Source organism: Bacillus sp. 3103sda1, assembly GCF_024159135.1.
GTDB classification, from domain to species: Bacteria; Bacillota; Bacilli; order Bacillales; family Bacillaceae_G; genus Bacillus_A; species Bacillus_A rhizoplanae.
Genome location: NZ_JAMYWS010000001.1, coordinates 2,412,714 through 2,435,440, shown reverse-complemented (window position 1 = coordinate 2,435,440; position 22,727 = coordinate 2,412,714). Strand labels below are relative to the sequence as shown.

Sequence of the window (22,727 nt, the reverse complement as noted above, 5' to 3'; positions counted from 1 at the left end):
GAATAATCATTCTTGATAGAATGTAGGCAGTAAAAAATAATACATATCTCAGTTAGGAATCTGTTTGTAGAACTTTGTCCTGTCCGTAAAGATAAATTTGTTGTCACTGATGCAGTTCCATGGCAAACATTCGATTTATATAAGTATTCGGAATTTTATCTGCCTGATGATTTAGAAGAAAATAAACGATATGAAATTGAATCTATAGATGGAATGAGTTTACTATATACTGCAACTGACTTTTACAGGTTAAAAAACTTTTGAAAAGCAAATCGGTTTAAGAAAAAATTGCTGACATTTCCGGTGATAATTCTGAATTTTTTTATTGTTAAATAGATTATGTGGGGTTCCGCTTGATATAATTATATAAATATATAATAACAGAGGTGTGGAAATGGCAAAGTTGTCTAGTACAAAATTAGAAAGGTTAGCTGTAGAAGCAATAAATGTGCTTGCGAATAAACCAGATGCTCTACTTAGAGCGAATATTCCAGTAGGAGATAAAGGAATATCGTTTGACGGTGATATTGAAGTTTTTAAAGATCATTCAGAATCTGTAGGATCACTAATTGGTAAAGTGCCAGTACAAGTAAAAGGAACGGAAGTAAAAGAGTTTACTAGGGGAATTCGAACATTTTCAATTGGTTTGGATCATTACCAAAATTACTATAACAGTCATGGTGTAGTATTTTTTGTGGTTGAAATAAAAAGAAATGGGGACTCAAAGATTTTCTACAAACAACTGTTACCTACTGAAATCAACGAAGTTCTTAAAAAGTATGGAGAAGAAAAAGGTCAAAAACAAAGACGCATTGAGTTGAGAGCTCTAAGTGAAACGGATTTAACGAGTGTATGTAGCATGTTCTTGGCTGAATCAAAAAAACAATCAATCATTCTTATTGAAAAAAGTCCCTTTAGTCGAGAGGAATATCATTCATTTGAATTAACAAGTTTAACATACAATCCTACCAAAACACCGACAAGAAATATATTCGAGCATGATTTTACTATGTATGGTATACGTGGTGAACTCTCAGTCCCGCTTAATCAAGGTCGCATAGAGACTCTTTTACTTGAAATGCAGGAAAATGTAATGATAGATGGGTCTACATATGAATTACAAGTAAAGGTAACAGAAGAGTTTAATAAAGTTATCCTACTAGTTGAAGGTTCTTTGGAAATTTCATATGAAAAAGGATCTACAAAATTCAATTTTAAAATTATAAAGTTGCACTCGCTAGCGAGTCAGCTAAAAGTATTACCGTTGCTACTACATATTTTTTCTGGAAATACCATCACATTTGAAGAATTAAAGTTAACGTTCGATATTGGGACAATGAAGAAACGTGATGAGACTCAAAGGGCCTTTAAGAATCTGCATGCTACGTTTTTGACTTTGAAGGAAATCTATCAACAATTAGAAATTAATGAGGAGACTCCATTTGGAGAAGAAGGTACGAATATTAATCGATTTGTTGATCAAATTAGGGCATTTAATAAGATGATACAAGAGGATGATATATCGAATTTCAAAATTGAAAATCCTAAAGAAGCAAAATTTGTAGTATTTAATATTGGTTCCATTAAAATCATCTTATTCTATAATCCATCAGCAACGCCAAAATTAACAAATGCATTTTCAGAACAGATTATAGACGGGCGAACACATGTCGCTTTTGATGATGCAATCTCATATTATACGCCTTATGTATTATTAAATTCGTCAGGGTTGGCATTTGGGGCAAATGTAAAGAAAGAAGTGATCAAAGAGTCGTTTAATCGCATAGATCCATTTGAAAACCCAGAACTAGCAAACTATACAAATCATTTTTGTTTGTTGTGTGTGACCGCATTCGATCTAACAGAGGACGTGGAATGGCTTGAATTAGCAGAGCATCTGTATAGTAAGTATGCAGGGGAATACATAACAGATGCGATTGTTTTCATTAATCAACTTCAGATCAAACTACGAAGAGAAGGTGTTATTTCTGAGGAAGATAGCAAGCAACTATTTACAATTAAGCAGAAGAATGCGGAAAATATAGAGATGCAGTTTTGTACAAGCGTATTGTTAGGTAGTGCTCTTGAATCAAAAATATTATTTGGGCAGTTTGAAAGTGACAATCAGGAACGATATAAGGAGTTTCCGATATACAAACTCTATGAACATCTTTGCATATCGATTGGTGCCGTTTAAAGGTTGTAGATTTCGTTTCTAAATTGAGTTTTTTATTTGCATGAAATGATGAAACGTACTGAAAATCAGTAAAGAGAGGGAGAGGATGATTTGTTTACAATCGAGAATTTCACATGTTCTTTAAAAAATGATCTTCAGGAAACATCCGATGAATTAATACAGAATATAAAAGAGACAATAGGGCCAGATTGTTGAAGAAAATATCTTGAAATTAAATCAAATAAATAAACCATTTAGGAGGTGACAATCATTAATGAAACAACAAGAACACGTTATCTTTCGTGAGGTTCAGCGACCACAACAAATTTGGGTATGGATACTCATATTGGGGATCGCCACATTGATGTGGTATGGACTCATTCAACAAATTATCCTTGATACCCCGTTTGGAGATAAACCAGCTCCCAATGGTGTATTAATTGTTTTGTGGTTGTTTTTTGGGATTGCCTTTCCTGTATTAATGCTTGGGGTATTGAAACTGATCATTGAGGTCCGTGAAAAAGGTCTTTATGTTCGTTTTGTTCCTTTTCATTTTCAATATAAGCAGTACCTTTTCAAAAATATACGTCACTATGAATGCATTACTTACAGTCCACTAAAACGATTTGGAGGATGGGGAATTCGTTTTAACCTTAAGGGTGAAAAAGCCTATAACATGAATGGAAAGAAAGGTATAGAGTTAAAGTTGAAATATAACACAGTGGTAATCGGCACTCAAAAACCGGACGAATTAAAAAAAGCATTGGACTCGGCACAAAAAGCATAATGAAAATTAATCTTCAACAAACGGGCGCTTTTGTTGAAGAACTTTTTTGAAGTAGATTCCCAAACTTGGAAATCTACTTTCTAGATATTTGTATAATTGTAAATATTATATATCTTTATGGAAAATTGGTTTACTAAGGAGGTTGTTATATGAGTTACAAGAACACACTTATTACCATTTCAGAGGATTCAAAAGCTACTTCTGCCATAGTACCTGTCACCAGAAACGGAAAACCTACTATTGCTTCTATTGAATATGATTTAATTAAGAATAATCCTTATAAATTTACACAAGAAGATGTGCAATTTAAAACTTATTTAATCAAAAATCAAATAGAAGAAGAAAATACAGATGAACTGCGAAAACAATTTTTTTCAAAATCTATGGCTTGCTTCAGAGCTTCTCCTTTAGTGAAAAATTATGGTTGGGGAATACACTATAACGATCAAGGGGAAATTTCCATTTATGATGTTAAGAGTGAAATATATAACCAATTGCTTAATCAAGATAAGATTACTAAATTAAAAGGTATGCGTTCGAAAAGAAAATAAAACAGTATCTTATTATAAATATCCTTTATTAAAGTAAACGGTGCGTTAGTAAAATAACTTAGAGGATATTTTTGCAGCTCTTTCGCATTTTCAATCTTCCACAATCGGGCGCTATTGTTGAATAAAACTTAGATTTTTAAACGACTTTATTGTTATATTTTTAAGTACAGTGAAGTATCTTATATCGAAAATTAAACAACTATATTTTAACCCCGTCCTAAATTTAGAACGGGGTTATGCTTGTTTTAGGTTTTAAAATTAAATAACTTTATTGTCTTTTTACAAAACGAATATTAAATCATCCTCCGACTCTTGAAGAGTACATTAAAGTAGTATCTCGTTTAGATAATTACTCCAAGAAGATAATCGCAGATATTGTTAATGAAATAAAACATAAAAATCCTTCAAGATTTGATGAATCAGCAGGAACCTTTCTTCAGTTGATATAAAAAGTAATTTTCATCTTAAACAAAACTTTCTATGTCATTTATTGAGTTAGCACCACAAACTGGAACCATTTGTGGTGCACAGCAGCTTTTTATTAAAGTCCTCTGTCTACCTAGATATTAAAAAAGGTTCTAGTGAAAGTTCCAGGTATATGAAATGTATCTCCACCTCCAGTAAGAGTAACATTAGAGTACGTTACGGATACTAACACTCTTCTTTGCCCCCCTGGGCAAGTTAAATCTGATGGCGGTGGATCGAGTTGAAGTAACCCTTGAAATGATCCATTTTTACCAGAGGTAAAATCACCTGAAGCCATTACAGTTCCAGTTTCGTCTGTTTTTTTGGGGTCGGAAGGAAAATTCCCACCTTTATTTCGGCACGCATAAACAGCAGATGCACTAGCCGAGGCTGTTACTGTGATGGTAACGTTAGCCCCTAATCCACTAAATTTAAAATTAATGTCTAGTGATCCGTCGCTGTTTGGTCCTGTTGCACTAGCAGAGTTGAAATGTGGTCTTGGCATATAAAATCACCTCCTTCTATACACAGATTATGAAATAATAGTTAAATAGTGTGGACAAGTGTATTTAGTTAAAAGTACATTTTTTCAAATCTTATTTTGGGATGATATGTTTATGGCAGAAGGATTTATATGAGTAAGGAATAGAGGCAATGCTTATAAGGCATCGCCTTTTATTGTTTGATTTATGTAGAAGATTGTGAAGTATTGTACTTAAAGTAACGGGTGCAAGAGTTAAAGATCCAGCTGCCAATGCACCGTTTCCAGCTGGTTCATAGCCCTTGAAGGAAGCTAATACAAGATCCACACCCTCAGCCATTTTTCCGCCAAGCTGATACATATTGTCACTTCTGAATTTTTCTACTTTTTTACTTACTAGTCTCATACATTCAAAAAAGAGAATTGAATAGATTAATAATATAACTCAGCTATGCTGAGTTTTTGTTTAATACAAAATGTATAATGCAAATTTAAAGGTGTTTTCAATTTACTGAAAACACCTAAGTTTGGAAATTAAAATTTAATACTAATATTAGCGGATTGGTATCTTTAACTTTTTAATCTGCATCTCTCCGTCAATGATGTTAGCTTTATAAAAATTAAAGTTATCCCTATTATTTTCCTTACATTTATTTCTAATAATGTTTATGACTATAATTTGGTCCTCTATGGAAGTTTTCATACCAAAAATAATTGCTTCTAGGTCCTCAAACTTATATTTTAATTTTCTATTTTGGGGTTTATCAAATGTATTTAAAGAACTATGTAATAAGAGCCTATATTCTCTTTCATTTTGCCAATCTGACGTTTTATTTAAATATGGGGTAAAGAAATTAGACCAATACTCTTTCCTCCATTTTTCAATAACTCCGTCGTGTAAATAATTTGCTAATTCGCTTTTTTTACCACTTGAATCCGTATACGTTTATAGTTCTTTTTTTAAATTCCCTATATACAAAGGGTTACATTCCGCTTACCATTGCCATTATCATAAATATCTTTTTATTTTTCCTTGCGTATTCGTATCGTATAAAAATTGAAGAGAGAAATCTTGTTACACTATTTGGTGAACAATATAAACAATATCAGTCCAAGACTTGGCGAATTATTTCGTTTCTATACTAGAAATTATAGGAGAAAGTTCAAAATTAGTTACTAAAGTCATTTTGCCTTCTTCAGCTAACGGGTGCGTTAGTTCCAGAAAAAATAAGCTGATTCATATCTGTTGTTCTAATTTTCGTTATTCCATTAAAGGGCGCGATTGTGGAGCAATACAGGTAGAAAATGATTAAACTTTTTTATAAAACCAAACTTAAATCTGCTGGAGAAGAATCCATTTTGATCAATCTTTTTCAAAATGGATTCTTTTTATTTACCGTAGAATACGGGTTAACACGATATTTTTAATCAAACTTTATTTTAAAGTTACAGTTAACATTAAATTTTATACATTGTTCATAAACATAATAAAAATAAGACTTAGATTAATTAGAATGTAATTGTATGAGAGGGGCGCATTTTATGAAATATTGTACTAAATGCGGAAATGAAAATAATGATAGCAATAGGTTTTGTGGACATTGTGGGGAGGTTTTTAGTCATAAAATAGTTAAGGAAAATGTTATGAGTAATTCAAATAATGGTATCGAAATTTTCTCTTTAGTTAGTTTTATAACTGGATTAATATGTTGGTTTATTAACTTGTGGGGGATTGTTGGAATTATAGCTATTGTATTTTCAATATTGGGTTTAAATAAAAAAGTGATAGGTGCTAGCAAAGTATTTGCTATTATCGGAATGGTTTCTGGGATAATCAATGTTTTATTAAACTTTATAATAATTTGTTTTATCAAGTAGGGTTACCGTCAGGAAAAGCCATTTTCCTGACGGTAACCCATTTAGAATTCTTTGATTAAAGGGATAAAGCATCCCATCTTTTTTATAAACGTCGCAACTTTATTCAAAACTTCGCGTCTTTCTTGTAAACATCGCGACTATATTTCAAATCTACATTTGAAGGAGTCTTTTTTTTCTATGTACGCCAATGCTCCGAAAATTCTATAAGAGTTACTGCTCGAAAGCGTACCCACATTAACAAAAAAGATGCACTGGCATTATAATTATATTTCATATTGTATTGTATCGTCTAATAGTTTTCTAGACAGCTGATTATTTTATTAAATTTATAATCCTTTGTTTAGTTGATTATTCTTATTTTTAAGGTCCTCGATGCTTCACATCTGCGGATACGCCTCCCGCTATGGGCTATGTCCTCCTCCAAAACTAATTAATCCCTTATATAATTCCTCTGTTTTATACTCTTTCGCGTATAGTATGTAGTCTTTTATTTTTAACTAATTTATTCTGAAAAGACTACGGAAAATTCTATAGTTCCCCAAATTGTTTTAAAGGAAGAGCTCGTGAAAGCTAATAGCTTGTTAAGTATTTCTAATCAAGCGGTACAAATTGGCGGTTATACTCTGACAGGACTTATTGTCGTAAAAATAGGACATATTCCTACTTTACTAATAACGGCTGTCATGTTATGGATTTCTATCGTTTGTTTGTATATAGCAATTCGCTCTTTTTATGATCAGATAACACAAAATCATGAGGCATCCAAATGGACCCTTATGAAGGAAGGGTGGATTTACCTTTGGAGTAACTCAACCTTGCGATTGGTTACGTTAATGGATGTAATTGAAGGGATTGCAGGTCAAATATGGGTTGGTGCGATTACATTGGTTTATGTAAAGGAAGTACTTCACAAAGGAGAGCAATGGTGGGGTTACATTAACGCTAGTTATTATATCGGTACAATTGTAGGAGGGTTTATAACAATATATCTAGCGAAAAAGATTCAAAAAAATCTTATACTCAGTATGGTAGCAGGATCTTTTTTATTTAGCATTCTTACTTTGTTATATGGGCTTAGTAGTATTCCTGTCTTATCACTTATACTCTGTATTGCCATGGGGCCGGCATATCAAATACGGGATGTAGCACAGCAAACTGCATTTCAAACAAATATAGAGGTGTCATTACTTCCAAAAGTATATGCATCTCGTAGCGTGCTGCTATCAACGATTTCGAGTCTTTCTATTTTTATAATTGCCCTTATAGCTGAATACCTGGGTATCAGAATGGTTTATATATTTGGAGCTATACTTATTTGTATTTCGGCTGGACTATCTTTTGTTTTACTTAAAACAAAAAACGAGAAAATGAATGTTCATAATACAATTGGATAGAGCCGAGAAAATATGAATTTACAATGTAAAGGAAATCCTAATTCCTCGTTTATAAAACCGAGAAATTGACAACGGAAACGACTGAGCGTTCCGGCACAAAAGCCAGAAACAAGGGTTGGGAGGCTGCTGTTTCGACTATTGAGATGGCAAATTTAAATCGCCAACGCCCGTCTTTATAATAAAGTGAATGGATAGATTTCTTCAGATTATCGGCACCCCCATTTCATTGAGAGACTTGAATGGGGGTATTGTCGTGTATAGGGCAAGTTTCAAGTTGAATATGTTTCTTCCATATCTAGCTTGTCAGTTTCTTTAAATTCGTGGCAACAATCGTTAAACATTACTTAATATTAAAGAGCGAGAAGCAAGATTCTAATGAGAGTGTTCTTTTCATGTAAAGAGTGGCTGGGCAACAATTGGATAGAGCTTCCCATTTAAGGCAAAGGAAATCGCTCGTGTCTCCTCAGATACAACTAGTGCAAGAGCATCGCTTTGTTCCGTTACTCCCAGCGCGGCACGATGCCGTGTCCCTACTTTCTTTTTCCCTAGATCTTTTATCGTTAAAGGAAGAACGTTCGCTGCTGAAACAATTTCATTAGCCCGGATTAAAACAGCACCGTCATGAAGAGGATTTCCAGGATAAAATATGGACTCCAATAGAGTTGAAGTTACAGCAGCTCCTACCATTGTTCCTTTTTGAATGATGGCATCAAGTGGGTCGCGACGTTCGACAACAATCAAAGCGCCATGCCCCTGTTCAGATAGATGTTGAACACAGCTAGATAAGTCTTTGTACGTGTCAGTATAAGATGATAAATAACAATTTAGATAAAAAGAAGCGGCTATTGATTGAGTATGTAAAAAATTTCCCTTAATCTCTTGAAGGTTGCCTAGTGTGCAATAATTTTCATTTCCCAGCATGTTTAAGTTATGTTGAAGTGCTTGGATAATTTGTTGTATATTTTCTGCAATCCGTTGTTTCATAGGTGAAAAATCGCAATCTGTATGCTTCATGTGCATATACCTCCACTTGTTATTTATGATAGTGTGTAGTTGCTTGAATTAGCATCATCGAACGGTAAATTTCTAAGCAACACATCTTCTTTTTTAGGTATGGTGATACCTAAATGCCTATATCCTATCTTCACTAATTCATACTTCTTAACAAGGAGGGACTTGGCAGGAAGTATCCAGGGATCTTCAAATCATATCTTGTGGGTTCCATTCTTGTTCAATTTAGTGTAGTTGAAGATAGTATCAGTAAGTTATTCGGTTAATATAACTTGTTAATTTTAACCGAATCATTCAATGAGGTTGAAGTAATCGCGGCCAGCATTAAAGGAGGAGAGGCATATAAGAAAGAGACAGGAAGAGATTTAGGAGCATGATTTTGGATCGGGATGTCTACTTGATTTCCATTAATTTTATATACAATATGTTATGATTTAATAATTTTAATCATCGGAAGCTGACCTTTTCTTCTAGGTGACAATTTTTTAGTATCTCTTTTTGCTTAAGAGCTTCATGGGGAAGTACTTGGATATATTTTATATATTTGATTAAATTAGATATTTTCGTCTAGAAATAATCTTTTGATTTCGATGTGCCTTTTAAAGTCTGCTTCAAAACTTATGAATTATTGATCTGTTTCATCAAGTCCATTAAATTTCAATGTCATATCTCCTTTCCCTCATTAATATAATTAACTTTTCCTCATTAATAAGTATTTTTAGAATGAACCAAGTTTCGATTAAGTATAAAAAGTTCATGTGTATTTATAATAACACTATAATGATTACTCTAAAAGTGAAGGCGGCACCTGTGAAAGCCATCAGTATCGTCATGTTAATTCTACTCGCTTCATTAAAAAGCGAGTACGTTCTATGATAGGATTCAAATCTTTTCAGACAGCCAAAAAGAACAGATTGATTTAAGGGATTAGTCTGTCCAAAATCAGAAAGAATCCATCCATCAATAATGGGGATGCTATTGCGAAAAGAGGTGAGGAAAATGTTCCGAGTTATGATTCAGTTATTAATAATTTTTCTTTCTTCAATTTTATTATGTGTTGCTTATAATGTTTTTCTTATACCTAATAAAATTCTTAGCGGTGGGTCACTGGAGTCGCAATGATTCTAGGACATCTGTTCCCTTTAAATACAGGGATTATGATTTCTCTTCTAAATTTACCTATTTTTATCCTGGGATATTTTAAACTTGGAAAGAAATTTATCTTTTACAGTATATTTTCGGTTGTTACAACAACTATCTTTATGCAATATATCCCAGTTTATAAGATAACATCCAATCCTCTTCTTGCTTCAGTATTCGGAGGAGTTTTTGGGGGAGTTGCTATCGGATTAATATTTCGATCTTCAGGATCAACAGGCGGATTCGACATCATTTCATTCGTAATTAGAAAAAAACGCGACATTCCAGTAGGAGCATTGGGTTTCATTCTAAATACAGTGGTTATTGCAATTTCTGGTTTTATTTTTGGGTGGGAAAATGCGTTATATACTATTATATTCATTTATGCAACCGGGCGGCTCGTTGACGTAGTTCATACTATCCAATTAAAGTTAACACTGACTATAATTTCATCGAAGCCAAATAACATCAAACAAGAACTGCTTCCTCATTTTAATCGGGGAATGACAATTTGGGAAGCGAAAGGGGCTTTTACTGACGAAAAAAAGGGAGTTATCATGATGGTAATTACTCGCTACGAGTTATCAGATGTAAAAGATTTTATTCGCAAGATTGATCCAAAGGCTTTCGTAAATATTACACAAACAGTCGATGTGGTAGGGGTATTTCGAAGAGAATAATGAGCTGGTCATTTATGCAACCTAGAGCCGCATATAAGGATAGGAAGAATTTATCTCTGACGGTATGTCTTAGATCTTATAAGCATTGTGTTTATAATTATAGAAGCTAAGTTATTTCCATAAGGAATAAGGGCTGCACTTGAAATAATTTCACCCTAATCTATTTTATGCCCATATACAATACCTACTGACATAATTGTATTGATTTCATTCTCATCATAATCCCAACCAACTGAAGCTGAAAGAGCAATAAGTCTAGGTATTTCTTCTTTACAAAATTTATATATTTGAAACTTAATTTGACTCTGCACTACAAATCCCTCCGCCTTCTATAGGTCTCAATACATGACAATTCCATTTTATCAATAACTTTTAAAACTTTAATATCCAAAAGCTAGATAAACAAAGCTAATAGAGTAATTTTATATTTAAGACTCTTTAGTAGCGTAAAGATGAGTTAATTGTTTACTTATAATAGTTTTCTTCATATCAATAACTTTAGCTATTTAATTTTTTGTTATTTGTGGAAAAGATACGAAAAAAAGTTTTGAAAAGCTTTTTATAAGAAAATAGAGGAGAATATTTATAAATAGACTCATATTTCCAAGCATCAAAATTAGAAGTTTTGTGTTGTATCTTTAAACCATTGGAATCATTTCGATTGTTATGATAGCTCATACATTCACATCTCCTTTGATGGTATTGTCTACGCGTTTTGAACAAAAAGTTATGCTTCCTGAGCTTCTTTCAGAATAGTAATATACATTTGTAGGAAGAGAATCGTATTTAGACGACATTTAATATATAGGATAGTGAAGTGGAATTTATGAGAGAAAGACGAGGAATTGCTGCAGAAAGCTCTTTGATTTCCTTGCAGAAAATGAATCTATCGTTGCTATTCATTCAAGTTCTACTATATAATAGCAATAGTCTAAAATAAGTGAGTCGTAAGCTGCGACTTTTAAGGCAATTGGCGAGAAAACGCTGAAAACAGCGGTATTACTAGGAGGAACTACATGATTACAGTAAGTAACGTAAGTTTACGTTTTGCAGATCGTAAGCTTTTTGAAGATGTTAATATAAAATTTACACCAGGTAACTGTTACGGTTTAATCGGAGCAAACGGTGCTGGTAAATCTACATTCTTAAAAATTCTATCCGGTGAAATTGATCCATCAACAGGAGATGTTCATATTACACCAGGTGAGCGTTTAGCTGTTTTAAAACAGAATCACTTTGAATATGAAGAATTTCCAGTTTTAGAAACAGTTATTATGGGGCATACACGTCTTTATGAAGTAATGCAAGAGAAGAATGCGATTTACATGAAAGAAGATTTCAGTGATGAAGATGGCATGCGTGCAGCTGAGTTAGAAGGCGAATTTGCTGAGTTAAACGGTTGGGAAGCAGAATCAGAAGCTGCAATTCTTTTAAAAGGATTAGGCATTGGAGAAGACCTTCATGCAAAAAAAATGTCTGAGTTAACAGGGGCAGAGAAAGTAAAAGTATTACTTGCACAAGCATTATTTGGTCAGCCAGATATCTTATTACTAGATGAGCCTACCAACCACTTAGACTTAAAAGCGATTCAATGGTTAGAAAACTTCTTAATGAACTTTGAAAACACAGTTATCGTTGTATCCCATGACCGTCACTTCTTAAACAAAGTATGTACGCACATGGCTGATCTTGACTTTGGTAAAATTCAACTTTACGTTGGTAACTACGACTTCTGGTATGAGTCTAGTCAATTAGCATTAAAATTAACACAAGATGCTAATAAGAAAAAAGAAGAGAAAGTAAAAGAATTACAAAACTTTATTGCACGTTTCAGCTCGAACGCTTCAAAAGCGAAGCAAGCAACTTCTCGTAAGAAATTATTAGATAAAATTACATTAGATGATATTAAACCATCTTCTCGTCGTTATCCGTTCGTTGGTTTTACACCAGAACGTGAAGTAGGTAATGATTTATTAACAGTAGAAGGCATCTCAAAAACTATTGACGGTGAAAAAGTATTAGATAACGTGTACTTCACTTTAAATAAAGGTGATAAAGTTGCATTTATCGGCCGCAATGATATTGCGATGACAACATTATTCAAAATCTTGATGGGTGAAATGGAGCCGGATAGTGGTTCATTTAAATGGGGTGTAACAACATCTCAAGCATACTTCCCACGAGATAACTCTGAGTTCTTCAAAAATAGTGAGTATAACTTAGTAGAGTGGTTGCGTCAATTCTCACCACAAGACGAGTCTGAAAGTTTCTTACGCGGCTTCTTAGGTCGTATGCTATTCTCTGGTGAAGAAGTAAAGAAAAATGTATCTGTTTTATCTGGAGGAGAGAAAGTGCGTTGTATGCTTTCTAAAATGATGTTAAGCGGTGCAAACGTATTAACATTTGATGATCCAACAAACCATTTAGACCTTGAGTCTATTACAGCATTAAACAACGGTTTAATGGCATTTAAAGGTACAATTCTATTTACATCTCATGATCATCAGTTCGTTCAAACGATTGCAAACCGAATTATTGAAGTAACGCCAAGCGGTGTTGTTGATAAACAAACGTCATATGATGAGTATTTAGAAAACGAAGAGCTTCAAAAACAAGTAGCAGCGATGTATAAAGAAGCAAAATAAATGCTAGCATCCCCTTATATGGAGGGGATGCTTTTTTATGTTTTATGGAATAGGTAAAATTGATGCTGCATAATAAGAGGAGTCTTTGCTTTTTTAAAAGAATAGATAGTAAATGTTTTAGAAAGTTGAAGGGAATGAAATGCATGAAAGATTTGAAAGAAAGTGCACAACGGGTACAAAATAAATTGTTAGAGCTAGGATATGCAAATCAAGTAATAGAATTACCAGAAAGCGCAAGAACTGCTCAAGAGGCAGCAGAAGCAATTGGCTGTAAAGTTGCGCAAATTGGTAAATCGATTATTTTTAGGCTCAAAACGATTGATAAACCACTGTTAGTTGTCGCGAGTGGAACAAATCGAATTAATGAAAAGCAAATTACGAAACAGCTAGATGATACATTAGGAAAAGCTGATGCTGATTTTGTACGTAAGCATACTGGATTTGTAATCGGAGGTGTTCCGCCATTAGGACATACAGAGCCTATTATGACATTCATTGATGAAGATCTTTTGCAGTACGATGTGATTTGGGCTGCTGCAGGGCACCCGAAAGCAATATTTCGTTTAACACCTGATGAACTAGTACAAATGACAAAGGGTCAAGTAATTTGTATAAAGTGAGCTATTAAAATGGAATGCACATTAAAACAATAAACTACCTGTTTCTATATTCAGTGGAGGGACAGGTAGTTTATTGTTTCTTAATTTCACCTTTCAATATGTCACAAGTCAGGAGGTCAAATCGTTTTAAGGGTAAAGGGGAAATTAAAATGAAACATATTGTTATTTTAGGCGGAGGCTTTGCTTGTATTATTTGAACAATTGAATCCAATTGAAAGAGCAATCTTTATACTCCGTGAAATTTTGGAATATGACTATGAAACAATTGCTGAAATTGTACAAAAAAAGGAAGTGAATTGCCGTAAGATTTTAAGTAGAATGAAAAAAATGCTTCCAGAACTTGAAAAGCACATTGAGGTTGAAAATGTAAAGGTAAATCATGAACAAGTTATCACATGTTTTATAAATGCTATTCAGCAGGGAAATACAAATCAAGTTATGGAAGTTCTTCGGGAAGATGCTGCTTACTATGCAGATGGCGGCGGAAAAGTAAAAGCTGCAGTAAAACCTATATACGGTGCAGTGCGTGTAAAACAACTTCTTATTTCTTTAGCAACTAAATTTCTTACGAATCAAGAAGACTACTCTATGATGCAAATAGAAGTAAATGGTTGGAGTGGAATTGTAATAAGAAATCATATAGGAATACAGGCAGTACTGAGTTTTGAATTTGAAGGAAATAAAATTAAATCCATTTATACTATTTTAAATCCTGATAAGTTAAGACATTTGCATATTGATACGCATTCAGCCAGTTAAGAAATGAATTATATTACTAGGAATTGTTAATGATGGTTCATTTGCTTTGCGAACTGGATATGATTTAATTTCACATACTGTATGGAAAATATAATTTTATCCGTATTAAAGAGCAATAAGTCCTCTACTGATGAAAGTTTCACTTTATTATGAAAATATAAAAGGCTTACATTCTTTATAATAGAATGTAAGCCTTTTACCATGTTAAATTCGTTTATCGTGCCAAAAATTTAATGGGAAATGTTCATTTTCATTATAACTATCAAGCTCATAACCTTTTTCCTTTAACCCTTTAATAATAGCAGGTACAGCAGAAACAGATTGCGGATGAATATCGTGTAAAAGAATGATTTCATTGTTTGATTTTGCACCGTCAAGTACATGTTGTACAATTTGAGCAGAAGCAGCATCCACTGGTATTTTATTATATTTCCAATCTAAAGAATCAATTGTCCAGTCCCATACTCGCAAATCATTTTCAACGACTTGATTTCGTTCGGCTTCAGTAAGACCTGGCATTGAACCGTATGGTGGACGTGTTAATTTTGGTGCATATCCAATAATATTGGCAATTAATGCTTGATCCTCTTTCATTTCATTTACGTAACCGCCTTGTTTGTACAATTTATTATAGTTATGAGACATACTGTGCATCCCAACATAGTGTCCTTCTGATATTTCACGTTTTACTAAATCGGGATATGCTTTAACATTGGAACCAACCAGGAAAAAAGTAGCCTTCGCATCGTTTTGTTTTAATATATCCAATAATTGAGCTGTGTACTTTCCTGGTCCATCGTCAAAAGTAAGATAAGCAACTTTTCTAACTTGACCATTATATTGTTCGGGTGCTTGCTTTGGAGCCAGTGAAGTTTGTATTTCACTTACTAGCTGAACTGATTGTGAGGAATCTTCTGTACTCGCATTTACAATGTATTTTGCTCCTCCGGATACTCCATATATGCACGAAATTCCTACGCACATAATAAAAGCTCTTTTAAATAAGGTTACAAGAGATGGTTTGCTACGCATACATGTCCTTCTTTCTATTTCTATAATTCCATTCCATTCCATTCTATTATATTAGTAATTTTATGTATAGTGTTGTAAAAAAATATGTTTACATACATGAAAGGGATTTATGGAGTGTATGTGAGATTTTTTTGGTTTTTATTTATTAATTGGATAGTAAAATCATATATTATTTTTTAGAATCTACAAAAGGTTGGAATGGAGGGGGAGAGGTTCAATTGTTCGAATTTCGTACGTTAATTACTTTATCATGAAGAGAGGATTGTTCGCTCAATATAGAGACGAACATCCTCTCTTTTTACTCATACTAAAATATAAACTGTACCTTTTAACTATATTTCATTCTATTTTGGTAGAAACATATAAAGTACCATAAACGTCTGTCTTTGGTACTCATACTACAGGTTCTTTATGTAACAAGGGAGAGCATTTGCGTACAAAATCTGCGAAATAATGGCGCTACACCTATTAGAGGTAGCGCATTAACAATGTTCAGTTATATGAAACCTAAGAAAAATTCTTGTTAACTAATATGTTAGGGAATCACCTTATAGAAATAGCTTGATGTGTTTATCATAGATGCAAAAATAGTTCCTAGCCCTAGGAAGGCTTTAAGCTTGATGATAAAGGCTTTTTCAATATGAATGATAGCAAAATTGGGAATTTCCAAAGAGTATAGTGCGTAAACCAAGCGGTTTTACAGGAGAAATTAGTTGGCATGGTTTTTGCTTTATATAAATGAGGAGTAAATAGAGAAAGGAGGAAGGAAATAAATTACCGACTACTCTCCTTTGGTGGTGAGAGTCTCAGGAAAGAATGACAATGATTCAAGTGTTCCTCTCTATTGTTTCAGAAACTATTGTCGGATTCGTACTTGGTTTGCTCGGCGGAGGTGAATCAATTCTTGTTGTTCCTCTTTTGCTTTACGTTGTTGGCATGAAAGATCCGCATGTGGTAATTGGCACGACAGTGTCAGCCATTACCATAAATGCCTATGCAAATCTTATTCCACACGTACGAGCTGGCACAATGTGCAGTGGAAAGTGGCAATCATTTTTGCTGTACCCGGTGCCATGAGTGCGCCTATTATGGCACTGCTTGCAGATTTAGTGCCATTACACGCCAAACAGTAGTATTATCCTTTTCATTTGCGGATGGTCTTGGAAGTATAATTTTTCCGACAGGTGGTACACTGATGGCCGGATTGGCAATTGCGGGAATGCCTTGGATAAAGTGAGCGAAATGGATTCTCCCTTTGATTTTCATTCAATACTTAATCGGTTTATTAGCAGTCATAATCGCTCATTTTATATTTAATATAGGACAGGCAGTAAGTCCTTAATTAAAGGAAATAAAGCACCAAAATGGAGTTCTTGTTACCGATACACAAACAAAATAGATAGAATGACTCATTACATGCGGAGCTAATCAATCAAACCATTGCTGTTTAACATTGGCGGTCACTGTTTAAGAAAAAATGAAATGATACATGTTTTGGAAGGGAATTTCAAATAACTTAAATTCAAATTTTGATGAAATTGTCTTAAGATGTTTTTCTTAATCTTGAAAAGATTTTTCTCAATTGTGATAGGAAATGGGACTGATTAACCTATATAACGGTTATGAAAATAGTGACTTTACAGAATATTAAAAATTGGTATGGAAATTGCTTATAAATATTCATGAATAAGAGATTAGTATAACGAGGAGGTAAGTGATGTATAAAACCGTTATTCTAGGGACTGGCCCTGCTGGGTTGACCGCAGCAATCTATCTAGCACGTGCTAACATAAGTCCTTTAGTCATTGAAGGGCCTGAACCAGGGGGGCAATTGACTTTGACGACAGATGTTGAGAATTTCCCTGGTTTTCCTGAAGGGATTATGGGGCGAGAGTTAATGCAGAACATGCGTAAGCAAGCTGAGTGTTTTGGAGCAAAGTTTAAAAGGGGATGGGTTAGAAAAGTCGACTTTTCTAATAACCCTTTTACCTTAACGGTGGAAGGAATAGGGGAGCTCAAAACGCAATCTTTAATCATTGCAACGGGTGCTTCTGCGAAACTTTTGGATATTCCAGGAGAAAGGGAAAATATTGGGCGTGGGGTAAGCACCTGTGCAACGTGTGATGGATTTTTCTTTAGGGGAAAGAAAATTATCGTTGTAGGCGGCGGAGATTCAGCTATGGAAGAAGCAAATTTTTTAACGAAGTTTGCTTCGGAGGTTCGTGTTGTTCACCGCAGAAAGGAGCTTCGTGCTTCCAAAATTATGCAAGATCGCGCCAAAAATAATCCGAAAATTACTTGGAGTTTAAATTACATTCCTGAAGAAGTTATTGCAGGAGAACGACACGTTACTGGCTTGAAAGTAAAAAACAGCGAAACCGGAAAAAATGAAATTCTGGAATCTGATGGTATTTTCATAGCAATCGGGCATAAACCGAACACGTCTTTTTTAGGCAATCAAATCAAAACGGACGATATGGGATATATCATCGTGAATCCTGGTACAACAGAAACAAATATTCCCGGTGTATTTGCATGCGGGGATATTCAAGATCATAAATACCGCCAAGCAATTACTGCTGCAGGAAGTGGTTGTATGGCTGCTCTGGATTGCGAAAGATATCTTGATGCAAGAGAGCGATCAAGTAGTGAAGACAATCAGTATAACATTGAGAACAAAATATAGGGAGGAATGTAATTATGAAAGAGATCAAAACAAGACAAGAGTTTGATGAGGCGATTTTATCAGCAAAACCAGTTGTTGCCAAATTTTATGTTGAATGGTGCCCAGACTGTCAGCATACCGATTTATTCATGCCAATTGTGGAAGAAGCGTATAAAGAAAAAATAGATATGATCGCAGTAAATCGAGATCATTTTCCGGAACTATTAGAGAAGCTAGATGTGTACGGAATCCCAAGCTTTATTGCTTTTCAAGAAGGGAAGGAACTTAATCGCTTTGTAAGTAAACTTGGAAAAAGCCAGGAAGAGGTTGAACAGTTTTTCAATCAAATCGTAGAGGCAAGTGGAAAATTAGTATAGATAATCATTTACTAGTATTTAATTGGGAGGACGCCTATCTAAAAAGATTTCGGCACTGCTTCCAAACACATCCAAAACTGAAACTCTAATAGAGCCGCTCTACTTTGACATTTATATTTAACGATAATCATGGTTACAACAATCTGTATCACCCGCATTAATCTGAAGCCAATAAATATTGAGTAGTCACTCAATATTTATTGGCAACATATTCAAAATCACCGATTTATTCCGCATTAAAGGGCAGTAAGACCCACACTGATGGAAGTTTCACTTTATCACAGATGCAAAAATAGTTCCTAGTTCTAGGGAGACTTTAAGCTTGATGATAAAGGCTTTTTTAATATGAATGATAGCAAAATTGGGAATTTACAAAGAGTGCAGTGTGCAAATCAAGCGGTTTTACAGGGGGATTTAGTTGGCATGGTTTTTGCTTTATATAAATGATGAGTAAACAGAGAAAGGAGGGAGGAGATGAATCGTCAACTACTCTGCTTTGTTGGTGAGAGTCTCAGAAAAGAATGACAACAATTCAAGTGCTCCTCTCCATTGTGTCAGGAACTATTGTCGGATTCGTACTTGGTTTGCTCGGCGGAGGTGGATCAATTCTTGCTGTTCCTCTTTTGCTTTACGTTGTTGGTATGAATGATCCTCATGTGGTAATTGGCACGACAGCGTCAGCCGTTGCCATAAATGCCTATGCAAATCTTATTCCACATGCACGGGCCGGCCACGTGCAGTGGAAAGAGGCGATTGTTTTTGCCGTCTCTGGTGCTCTTGGTGCCTATGCGGGATCAACTATCGGAAAGCTGATACCTGGTAAACAGTTGTTGTTTCTTCTTGCCATTCTGATGATTGTTATGGCTGTAAAAATGGCTATGCCAAAGAAAACGAGGAGTCAAGCAGACGATCTTAAAAATCAAGTAAAACTGCCACAGCTGATCATCATGGCTATTCTGGTGGGACTGTTATCCGGTTTTTTCGGAATTGGCGGTGGATTTTTGATTGTTCCCGGTTTGATCTTTGCGGCGAAAATGTCGATGATTTCTGCAATTGGATCTTCCCTGGTGTCGGTCGGTACATTTGGACTTACAACAGCGGTAAGCTACAGCTTATCCGGGCTTGTAAACTGGTGGATTATGTTCGCGTTTGTTGGAGGTGGAGTTGGCGGCGGGCTGGTGGGTGCCTGGCTGGCGGCGCGCTTAAGTAAACAGCAACGCATACTCCATTATGTATTTTCCGGTGTGGTTATGTTGGTCGCCATCTACATGTTGATTATTAATGCCGAAGTCTTAGATTTATGAGTTGTTTTACTAAAATTGAGATGAGGTGATTCGAATAGAAAATGTAAAGAATAAGACACATTACAAAATTTTGATTGTGGGCGGTGGGAGTGCCGGAATTACGGTTGCAGCCCGTCTTCTGCGTGAATCACGCCTCCTGAGTGGACACATTGCTATCATTGATCCGACGACGAAACATTATTATCAGCCGTTATGGACGCTTGTCGGAGCTGGCGAAGTTGATAAAACTGTCACGCAAAGGGAGGAAGCGTCCGTTATTCCGAGCGGAGCGGTGTGGGTGCAGGATGCAGTTACTACATTTCAGCCAGATGAAAATGCTGTTATAACAGCATCTGGAAAGAAACTGCACTATGAGTATCTAGTTGTTGCGGCCGGGATTCAAATTGACTGGCATAAAATCAAGGGGTTAAAAGAAAGTATTGGAAAGAATGGGGTATGTAGTAATTATTCCTATGATTATGTTGATAGTACATGGGAAGCAATCCGCACCTTCAAAGGGGGAATTTCTATCTTTACCAATCCGAACACTCCGGTGAAATGTGGTGGAGCCCCTCAAAAAATCATGTATTTGGCGGAAGATTATTTCAGAAAATCAGGAGTGCGCCCACAATCTTCAGTTATTTTTGTTTCAGGCAACCCATCCATATTCAATGTGAAAAAATATGAACAGGCACTAAACAAAATAATTGAGCGAAAAGAAATCGAGACATGGTTTATGCACCATCTCATTGAAATTGATGGTGAAAAAAAACGAGCGACATTCGAAAATTTGAACACAAAAGAGCGCGTAAATATGCAATATGACATGATTCATGTGGTACCACCGATGAGCGCCCCTGATTTTATCAAGAACAGCCCACTTGCGGCAAGTAATGGTTGGCTGAATGTAGACCAATATACGCTGCAGCATCAATACTTTGACAATGTATTTGGCATTGGGGACTGCACCAACCTGCCTACGTCGAAAACGGGGGCTGCGATTCGTAAACAAGCGCCCGTACTTGTGCAAAATTTACTTCATCGGATGCGTGTCAAACCAATGGTTCATAAATATGACGGCTATACATCATGTCCGCTTGTTACCGGATATGGACGGCTTATACTGGCTGAATTCAATTATGATTTACAGCCGCAAGAAACCTTCCCTATCAATCAGGCACGCGAGAGGTTCAGTATGTATGTGTTGAAGAGAAACTTCCTTCCCGTTATGTATTGGAAGGGGATGCTTAAAGGTATCATGTGATCATGTTTCTGATGGTTATAACAAAACAAAATCAAAGTAAGCAAGCGTTTAAAAGGAGGATGACTTATGCTACTCAAATACTTTTATGATGAGAAACTAGCTCAAGCTTCATACCTTGTGGGGTGTCAGGATACCGGTGAAGCGATCATTGTTGATCCGTCACGTAATATAGAACCTTACATAAAAACGGCAAGAGCTCATGGCGTGCGGATTGTGGGTGTAACGGAAACACACATCCACGCGGACTTTTTGTCTGGTTCGCAGGAGCTAGCTTCAAGGCTTGGAGCCACATTGTATTTGTCTGACGAAGGAGGAGCGAACTGGAGATACGAGTATGCATCTGGGTATAAACACTGTTTTTTGAGAAATGGAGATGTGTTTGCTATTGGAAATATCAATTTTGAGGTGATGTATACACCAGGACACACCCCTGAACATATATCACTTCTCGTAACAGATGGCGGTATATCTACCAAGGAACCGATTGGCATATTTACCGGAGATTTTGTGTTTGTCGGTGACGTGGGGCGTCCTGATTTATTAGAAAAAGCCGCAGGGGTACACGGTTCCTCAGAAAAAATGGCACGCATGATGTATCGGTCTTTACAGCAGTTTAAAAACCTTCCTGACTACCTGCAAGTATGGCCGGGACATGGAGCGGGCAGTGCCTGTGGAAAAGCGCTAGGAGCAATCCCATCGTCAACCATCGGCTATGAAAAACGGACAAATTGGGCATTGCAATATGATAATGAGGATCTTTTTATAGAAGCGCTGTTGGTTGGACAGCCGGAGGCGCCCCCTTATTTTTCAATGATGAAGCGGTTGAATAAAGAGGGAACGCAGCAAATCCAAAGAATAGCGGTACCGTTTCGTATGAAGATTTCGATAGATATTGTACAAGAATGGACGCAACAGGGAATTGTCATTGATACGCGTCCAGCCAGTGAATTTGCCGCTAAGCATATACGGGGCGTGATTAATATCCCTTATAATAAATCATTTGTAACTTGGGCGGGATGGCTGTTGGATTATGATCAACCTATATATCTTCTAGCAAGCAATGCTGATGTGGAAGATATTGTGAATGATCTCCAGTCCATTGGATTGGATCGCATTGTTGCAACGATGGAATCATATGTCATTGAGCAGGCAGACGAGGCTGATTCGCGTGTGATGAAGTATGAAGAAGTGACAATGGACAAGATAGCTGGCGTTCTTCATACAGAACGCATATATATACTTGATGTCCGAAGCATGGGCGAGTGGGAGGAAGGCCATATTCCGCAAGCAAAGCATGTGATGCTCGGTCATCTGCAGGAACAGGCACACAACATTCCGCATGATAAACCAATTTTAGTTTATTGCAAAACTGGCGGAAGATCTGCTATCGCTGCAAGCCTTCTGCAAGTTCATGGTTTTAAAGAAGTACAAAGCCTTGTGGGCGGTTATGAGGAATGGATGAAACAGAAGAAGATGCTATCCACTAGAGATGCTTAAATGCAATCTTTGGATTTTATCA

General features: G+C 35.6%; 20 protein-coding genes and 1 pseudogene. 16 read left to right on the top strand and 5 right to left on the bottom strand.

Annotated features, from left to right (window positions below):
• Positions 1–394: 394 nt before the first annotated feature.
• The 3 genes from NKR74_RS12055 (at position 395) to NKR74_RS12045 (ending at position 3,514) form a co-directional block, all read left to right on the top strand.
• Entirely contained in the window at positions 395–2,197 is a 1,803-nt protein-coding gene (locus NKR74_RS12055; protein WP_253629694.1) for a DUF4365 domain-containing protein, read from the top strand.
• Between the two features lie 253 nt (positions 2,198–2,450).
• Positions 2,451–2,963 carry a DUF6141 family protein gene (locus NKR74_RS12050; protein ID WP_253629693.1) on the top strand — a complete coding sequence of 171 codons (513 nt, stop codon included), beginning with the start codon at positions 2,451–2,453 and terminating at the stop codon, positions 2,961–2,963.
• A gap of 149 nt (positions 2,964–3,112) precedes the next feature.
• Positions 3,113–3,514 carry a DUF6157 family protein gene (locus tag NKR74_RS12045; protein ID WP_253629692.1) on the top strand — a complete coding sequence of 134 codons (402 nt, stop codon included), beginning with the start codon at positions 3,113–3,115 and terminating at the stop codon, positions 3,512–3,514.
• 559 nt (positions 3,515–4,073) lie between these two features.
• Here the strand turns inward: NKR74_RS12045 and NKR74_RS12040 are convergent.
• Both NKR74_RS12040 and NKR74_RS12035 read right to left on the bottom strand, forming a co-directional pair.
• Complete coding sequence (locus NKR74_RS12040; RefSeq protein ID WP_253629691.1) at positions 4,074–4,484, bottom strand: hypothetical protein; 411 nt, start codon at positions 4,482–4,484, stop codon at positions 4,074–4,076.
• A gap of 91 nt (positions 4,485–4,575) precedes the next feature.
• On the bottom strand, positions 4,576–4,821 hold the full coding sequence (locus tag NKR74_RS12035; RefSeq protein WP_253629690.1) for a hypothetical protein: 246 nt from the start codon (positions 4,819–4,821) through the stop codon (positions 4,576–4,578).
• Between the two features lie 1,181 nt (positions 4,822–6,002).
• Here NKR74_RS12035 and NKR74_RS12030 point away from each other — a divergent pair.
• Positions 6,003–6,338 (top strand): zinc-ribbon domain-containing protein, encoded by a 336-nt coding sequence (locus tag NKR74_RS12030; RefSeq protein WP_253629689.1) that lies wholly within the window; start codon positions 6,003–6,005, stop codon positions 6,336–6,338.
• A gap of 500 nt (positions 6,339–6,838) precedes the next feature.
• Positions 6,839–7,732, top strand: coding sequence for an MFS transporter (locus NKR74_RS12025; RefSeq protein WP_309247653.1), 894 nt, complete (start codon positions 6,839–6,841; stop codon positions 7,730–7,732).
• 390 nt (positions 7,733–8,122) lie between these two features.
• On the opposite strand, the gene cdaS is transcribed toward NKR74_RS12025, so the two are convergent.
• Positions 8,123–8,746 (bottom strand): sporulation-specific diadenylate cyclase CdaS, encoded by a 624-nt coding sequence (gene cdaS / locus NKR74_RS12020; protein ID WP_253629687.1) that lies wholly within the window; start codon positions 8,744–8,746, stop codon positions 8,123–8,125.
• 1,115 nt (positions 8,747–9,861) lie between these two features.
• Here cdaS and NKR74_RS12010 point away from each other — a divergent pair.
• Positions 9,862–10,563 (top strand): YitT family protein, encoded by a 702-nt coding sequence (locus tag NKR74_RS12010; RefSeq protein WP_309247634.1) that lies wholly within the window; start codon positions 9,862–9,864, stop codon positions 10,561–10,563.
• 155 nt (positions 10,564–10,718) lie between these two features.
• On the opposite strand, the gene NKR74_RS12005 is transcribed toward NKR74_RS12010, so the two are convergent.
• The gene (locus tag NKR74_RS12005) at positions 10,719–10,874 is read right to left on the bottom strand and encodes a hypothetical protein (protein ID WP_253629686.1); all 156 of its coding nucleotides are present in this window, start codon (positions 10,872–10,874) and stop codon (positions 10,719–10,721) included.
• A 705-nt stretch (positions 10,875–11,579) separates the two neighbouring features.
• On the opposite strand from NKR74_RS12005, the gene NKR74_RS11995 reads away from it, so the two are divergent.
• The 3 genes from NKR74_RS11995 to NKR74_RS11985 all read left to right on the top strand — a co-directional run bounded on the left by NKR74_RS11995 (position 11,580) and on the right by NKR74_RS11985 (position 14,587).
• A complete protein-coding gene (locus NKR74_RS11995) occupies positions 11,580–13,208 on the top strand; it encodes an ABC-F family ATP-binding cassette domain-containing protein (protein WP_098307101.1) in 1,629 nt (542 codons plus the stop codon).
• A 143-nt stretch (positions 13,209–13,351) separates the two neighbouring features.
• Positions 13,352–13,828 carry a YbaK/EbsC family protein gene (locus tag NKR74_RS11990; RefSeq protein WP_098307103.1) on the top strand — a complete coding sequence of 159 codons (477 nt, stop codon included), beginning with the start codon at positions 13,352–13,354 and terminating at the stop codon, positions 13,826–13,828.
• 180 nt (positions 13,829–14,008) lie between these two features.
• Complete coding sequence (locus tag NKR74_RS11985) at positions 14,009–14,587, top strand: sigma factor-like helix-turn-helix DNA-binding protein (protein ID WP_253629685.1); 579 nt, start codon at positions 14,009–14,011, stop codon at positions 14,585–14,587.
• Between the two features lie 204 nt (positions 14,588–14,791).
• Here the strand turns inward: NKR74_RS11985 and NKR74_RS11980 are convergent, their stop codons facing one another.
• On the bottom strand, positions 14,792–15,619 hold the full coding sequence (locus NKR74_RS11980; RefSeq protein ID WP_253629684.1) for a peptidoglycan-N-acetylglucosamine deacetylase: 828 nt from the start codon (positions 15,617–15,619) through the stop codon (positions 14,792–14,794).
• Positions 15,620–16,435: 816 nt separating this feature from the next.
• On the opposite strand from NKR74_RS11980, the gene NKR74_RS11975 reads away from it, so the two are divergent.
• The 7 genes and pseudogenes from NKR74_RS11975 to NKR74_RS11945 all read left to right on the top strand — a co-directional run bounded on the left by NKR74_RS11975 (position 16,436) and on the right by NKR74_RS11945 (position 22,705).
• A complete protein-coding gene (locus tag NKR74_RS11975; RefSeq protein ID WP_309247633.1) occupies positions 16,436–16,696 on the top strand; it encodes a TSUP family transporter in 261 nt (86 codons plus the stop codon).
• Positions 16,693–16,961: pseudogene (locus NKR74_RS11970) on the top strand (hypothetical protein); the annotation flags it as partial. The gene NKR74_RS11975 and the pseudogene NKR74_RS11970, both read left to right, overlap by 4 nt.
• A gap of 375 nt (positions 16,962–17,336) precedes the next feature.
• Positions 17,337–18,305, top strand: a complete 969-nt coding sequence (gene trxB, locus NKR74_RS11965; protein ID WP_253629682.1) for a thioredoxin-disulfide reductase — start codon at positions 17,337–17,339, stop codon at positions 18,303–18,305.
• Between the two features lie 14 nt (positions 18,306–18,319).
• Positions 18,320–18,661 (top strand): thioredoxin family protein, encoded by a 342-nt coding sequence (locus tag NKR74_RS11960; protein WP_098308661.1) that lies wholly within the window; start codon positions 18,320–18,322, stop codon positions 18,659–18,661.
• Positions 18,662–19,182: 521 nt separating this feature from the next.
• Positions 19,183–19,965: a sulfite exporter TauE/SafE family protein gene (locus NKR74_RS11955; RefSeq protein WP_253629681.1), complete on the top strand. Its 783-nt coding sequence runs from the start codon at positions 19,183–19,185 to the stop codon at positions 19,963–19,965.
• 25 nt (positions 19,966–19,990) lie between these two features.
• Positions 19,991–21,208: an NAD(P)/FAD-dependent oxidoreductase gene (locus NKR74_RS11950; RefSeq protein ID WP_309247632.1), complete on the top strand. Its 1,218-nt coding sequence runs from the start codon at positions 19,991–19,993 to the stop codon at positions 21,206–21,208.
• Positions 21,209–21,274: 66 nt separating this feature from the next.
• Entirely contained in the window at positions 21,275–22,705 is a 1,431-nt protein-coding gene (locus tag NKR74_RS11945) for an MBL fold metallo-hydrolase (RefSeq protein WP_253629680.1), read from the top strand.
• Positions 22,706–22,727: the final 22 nt, after the last annotated feature.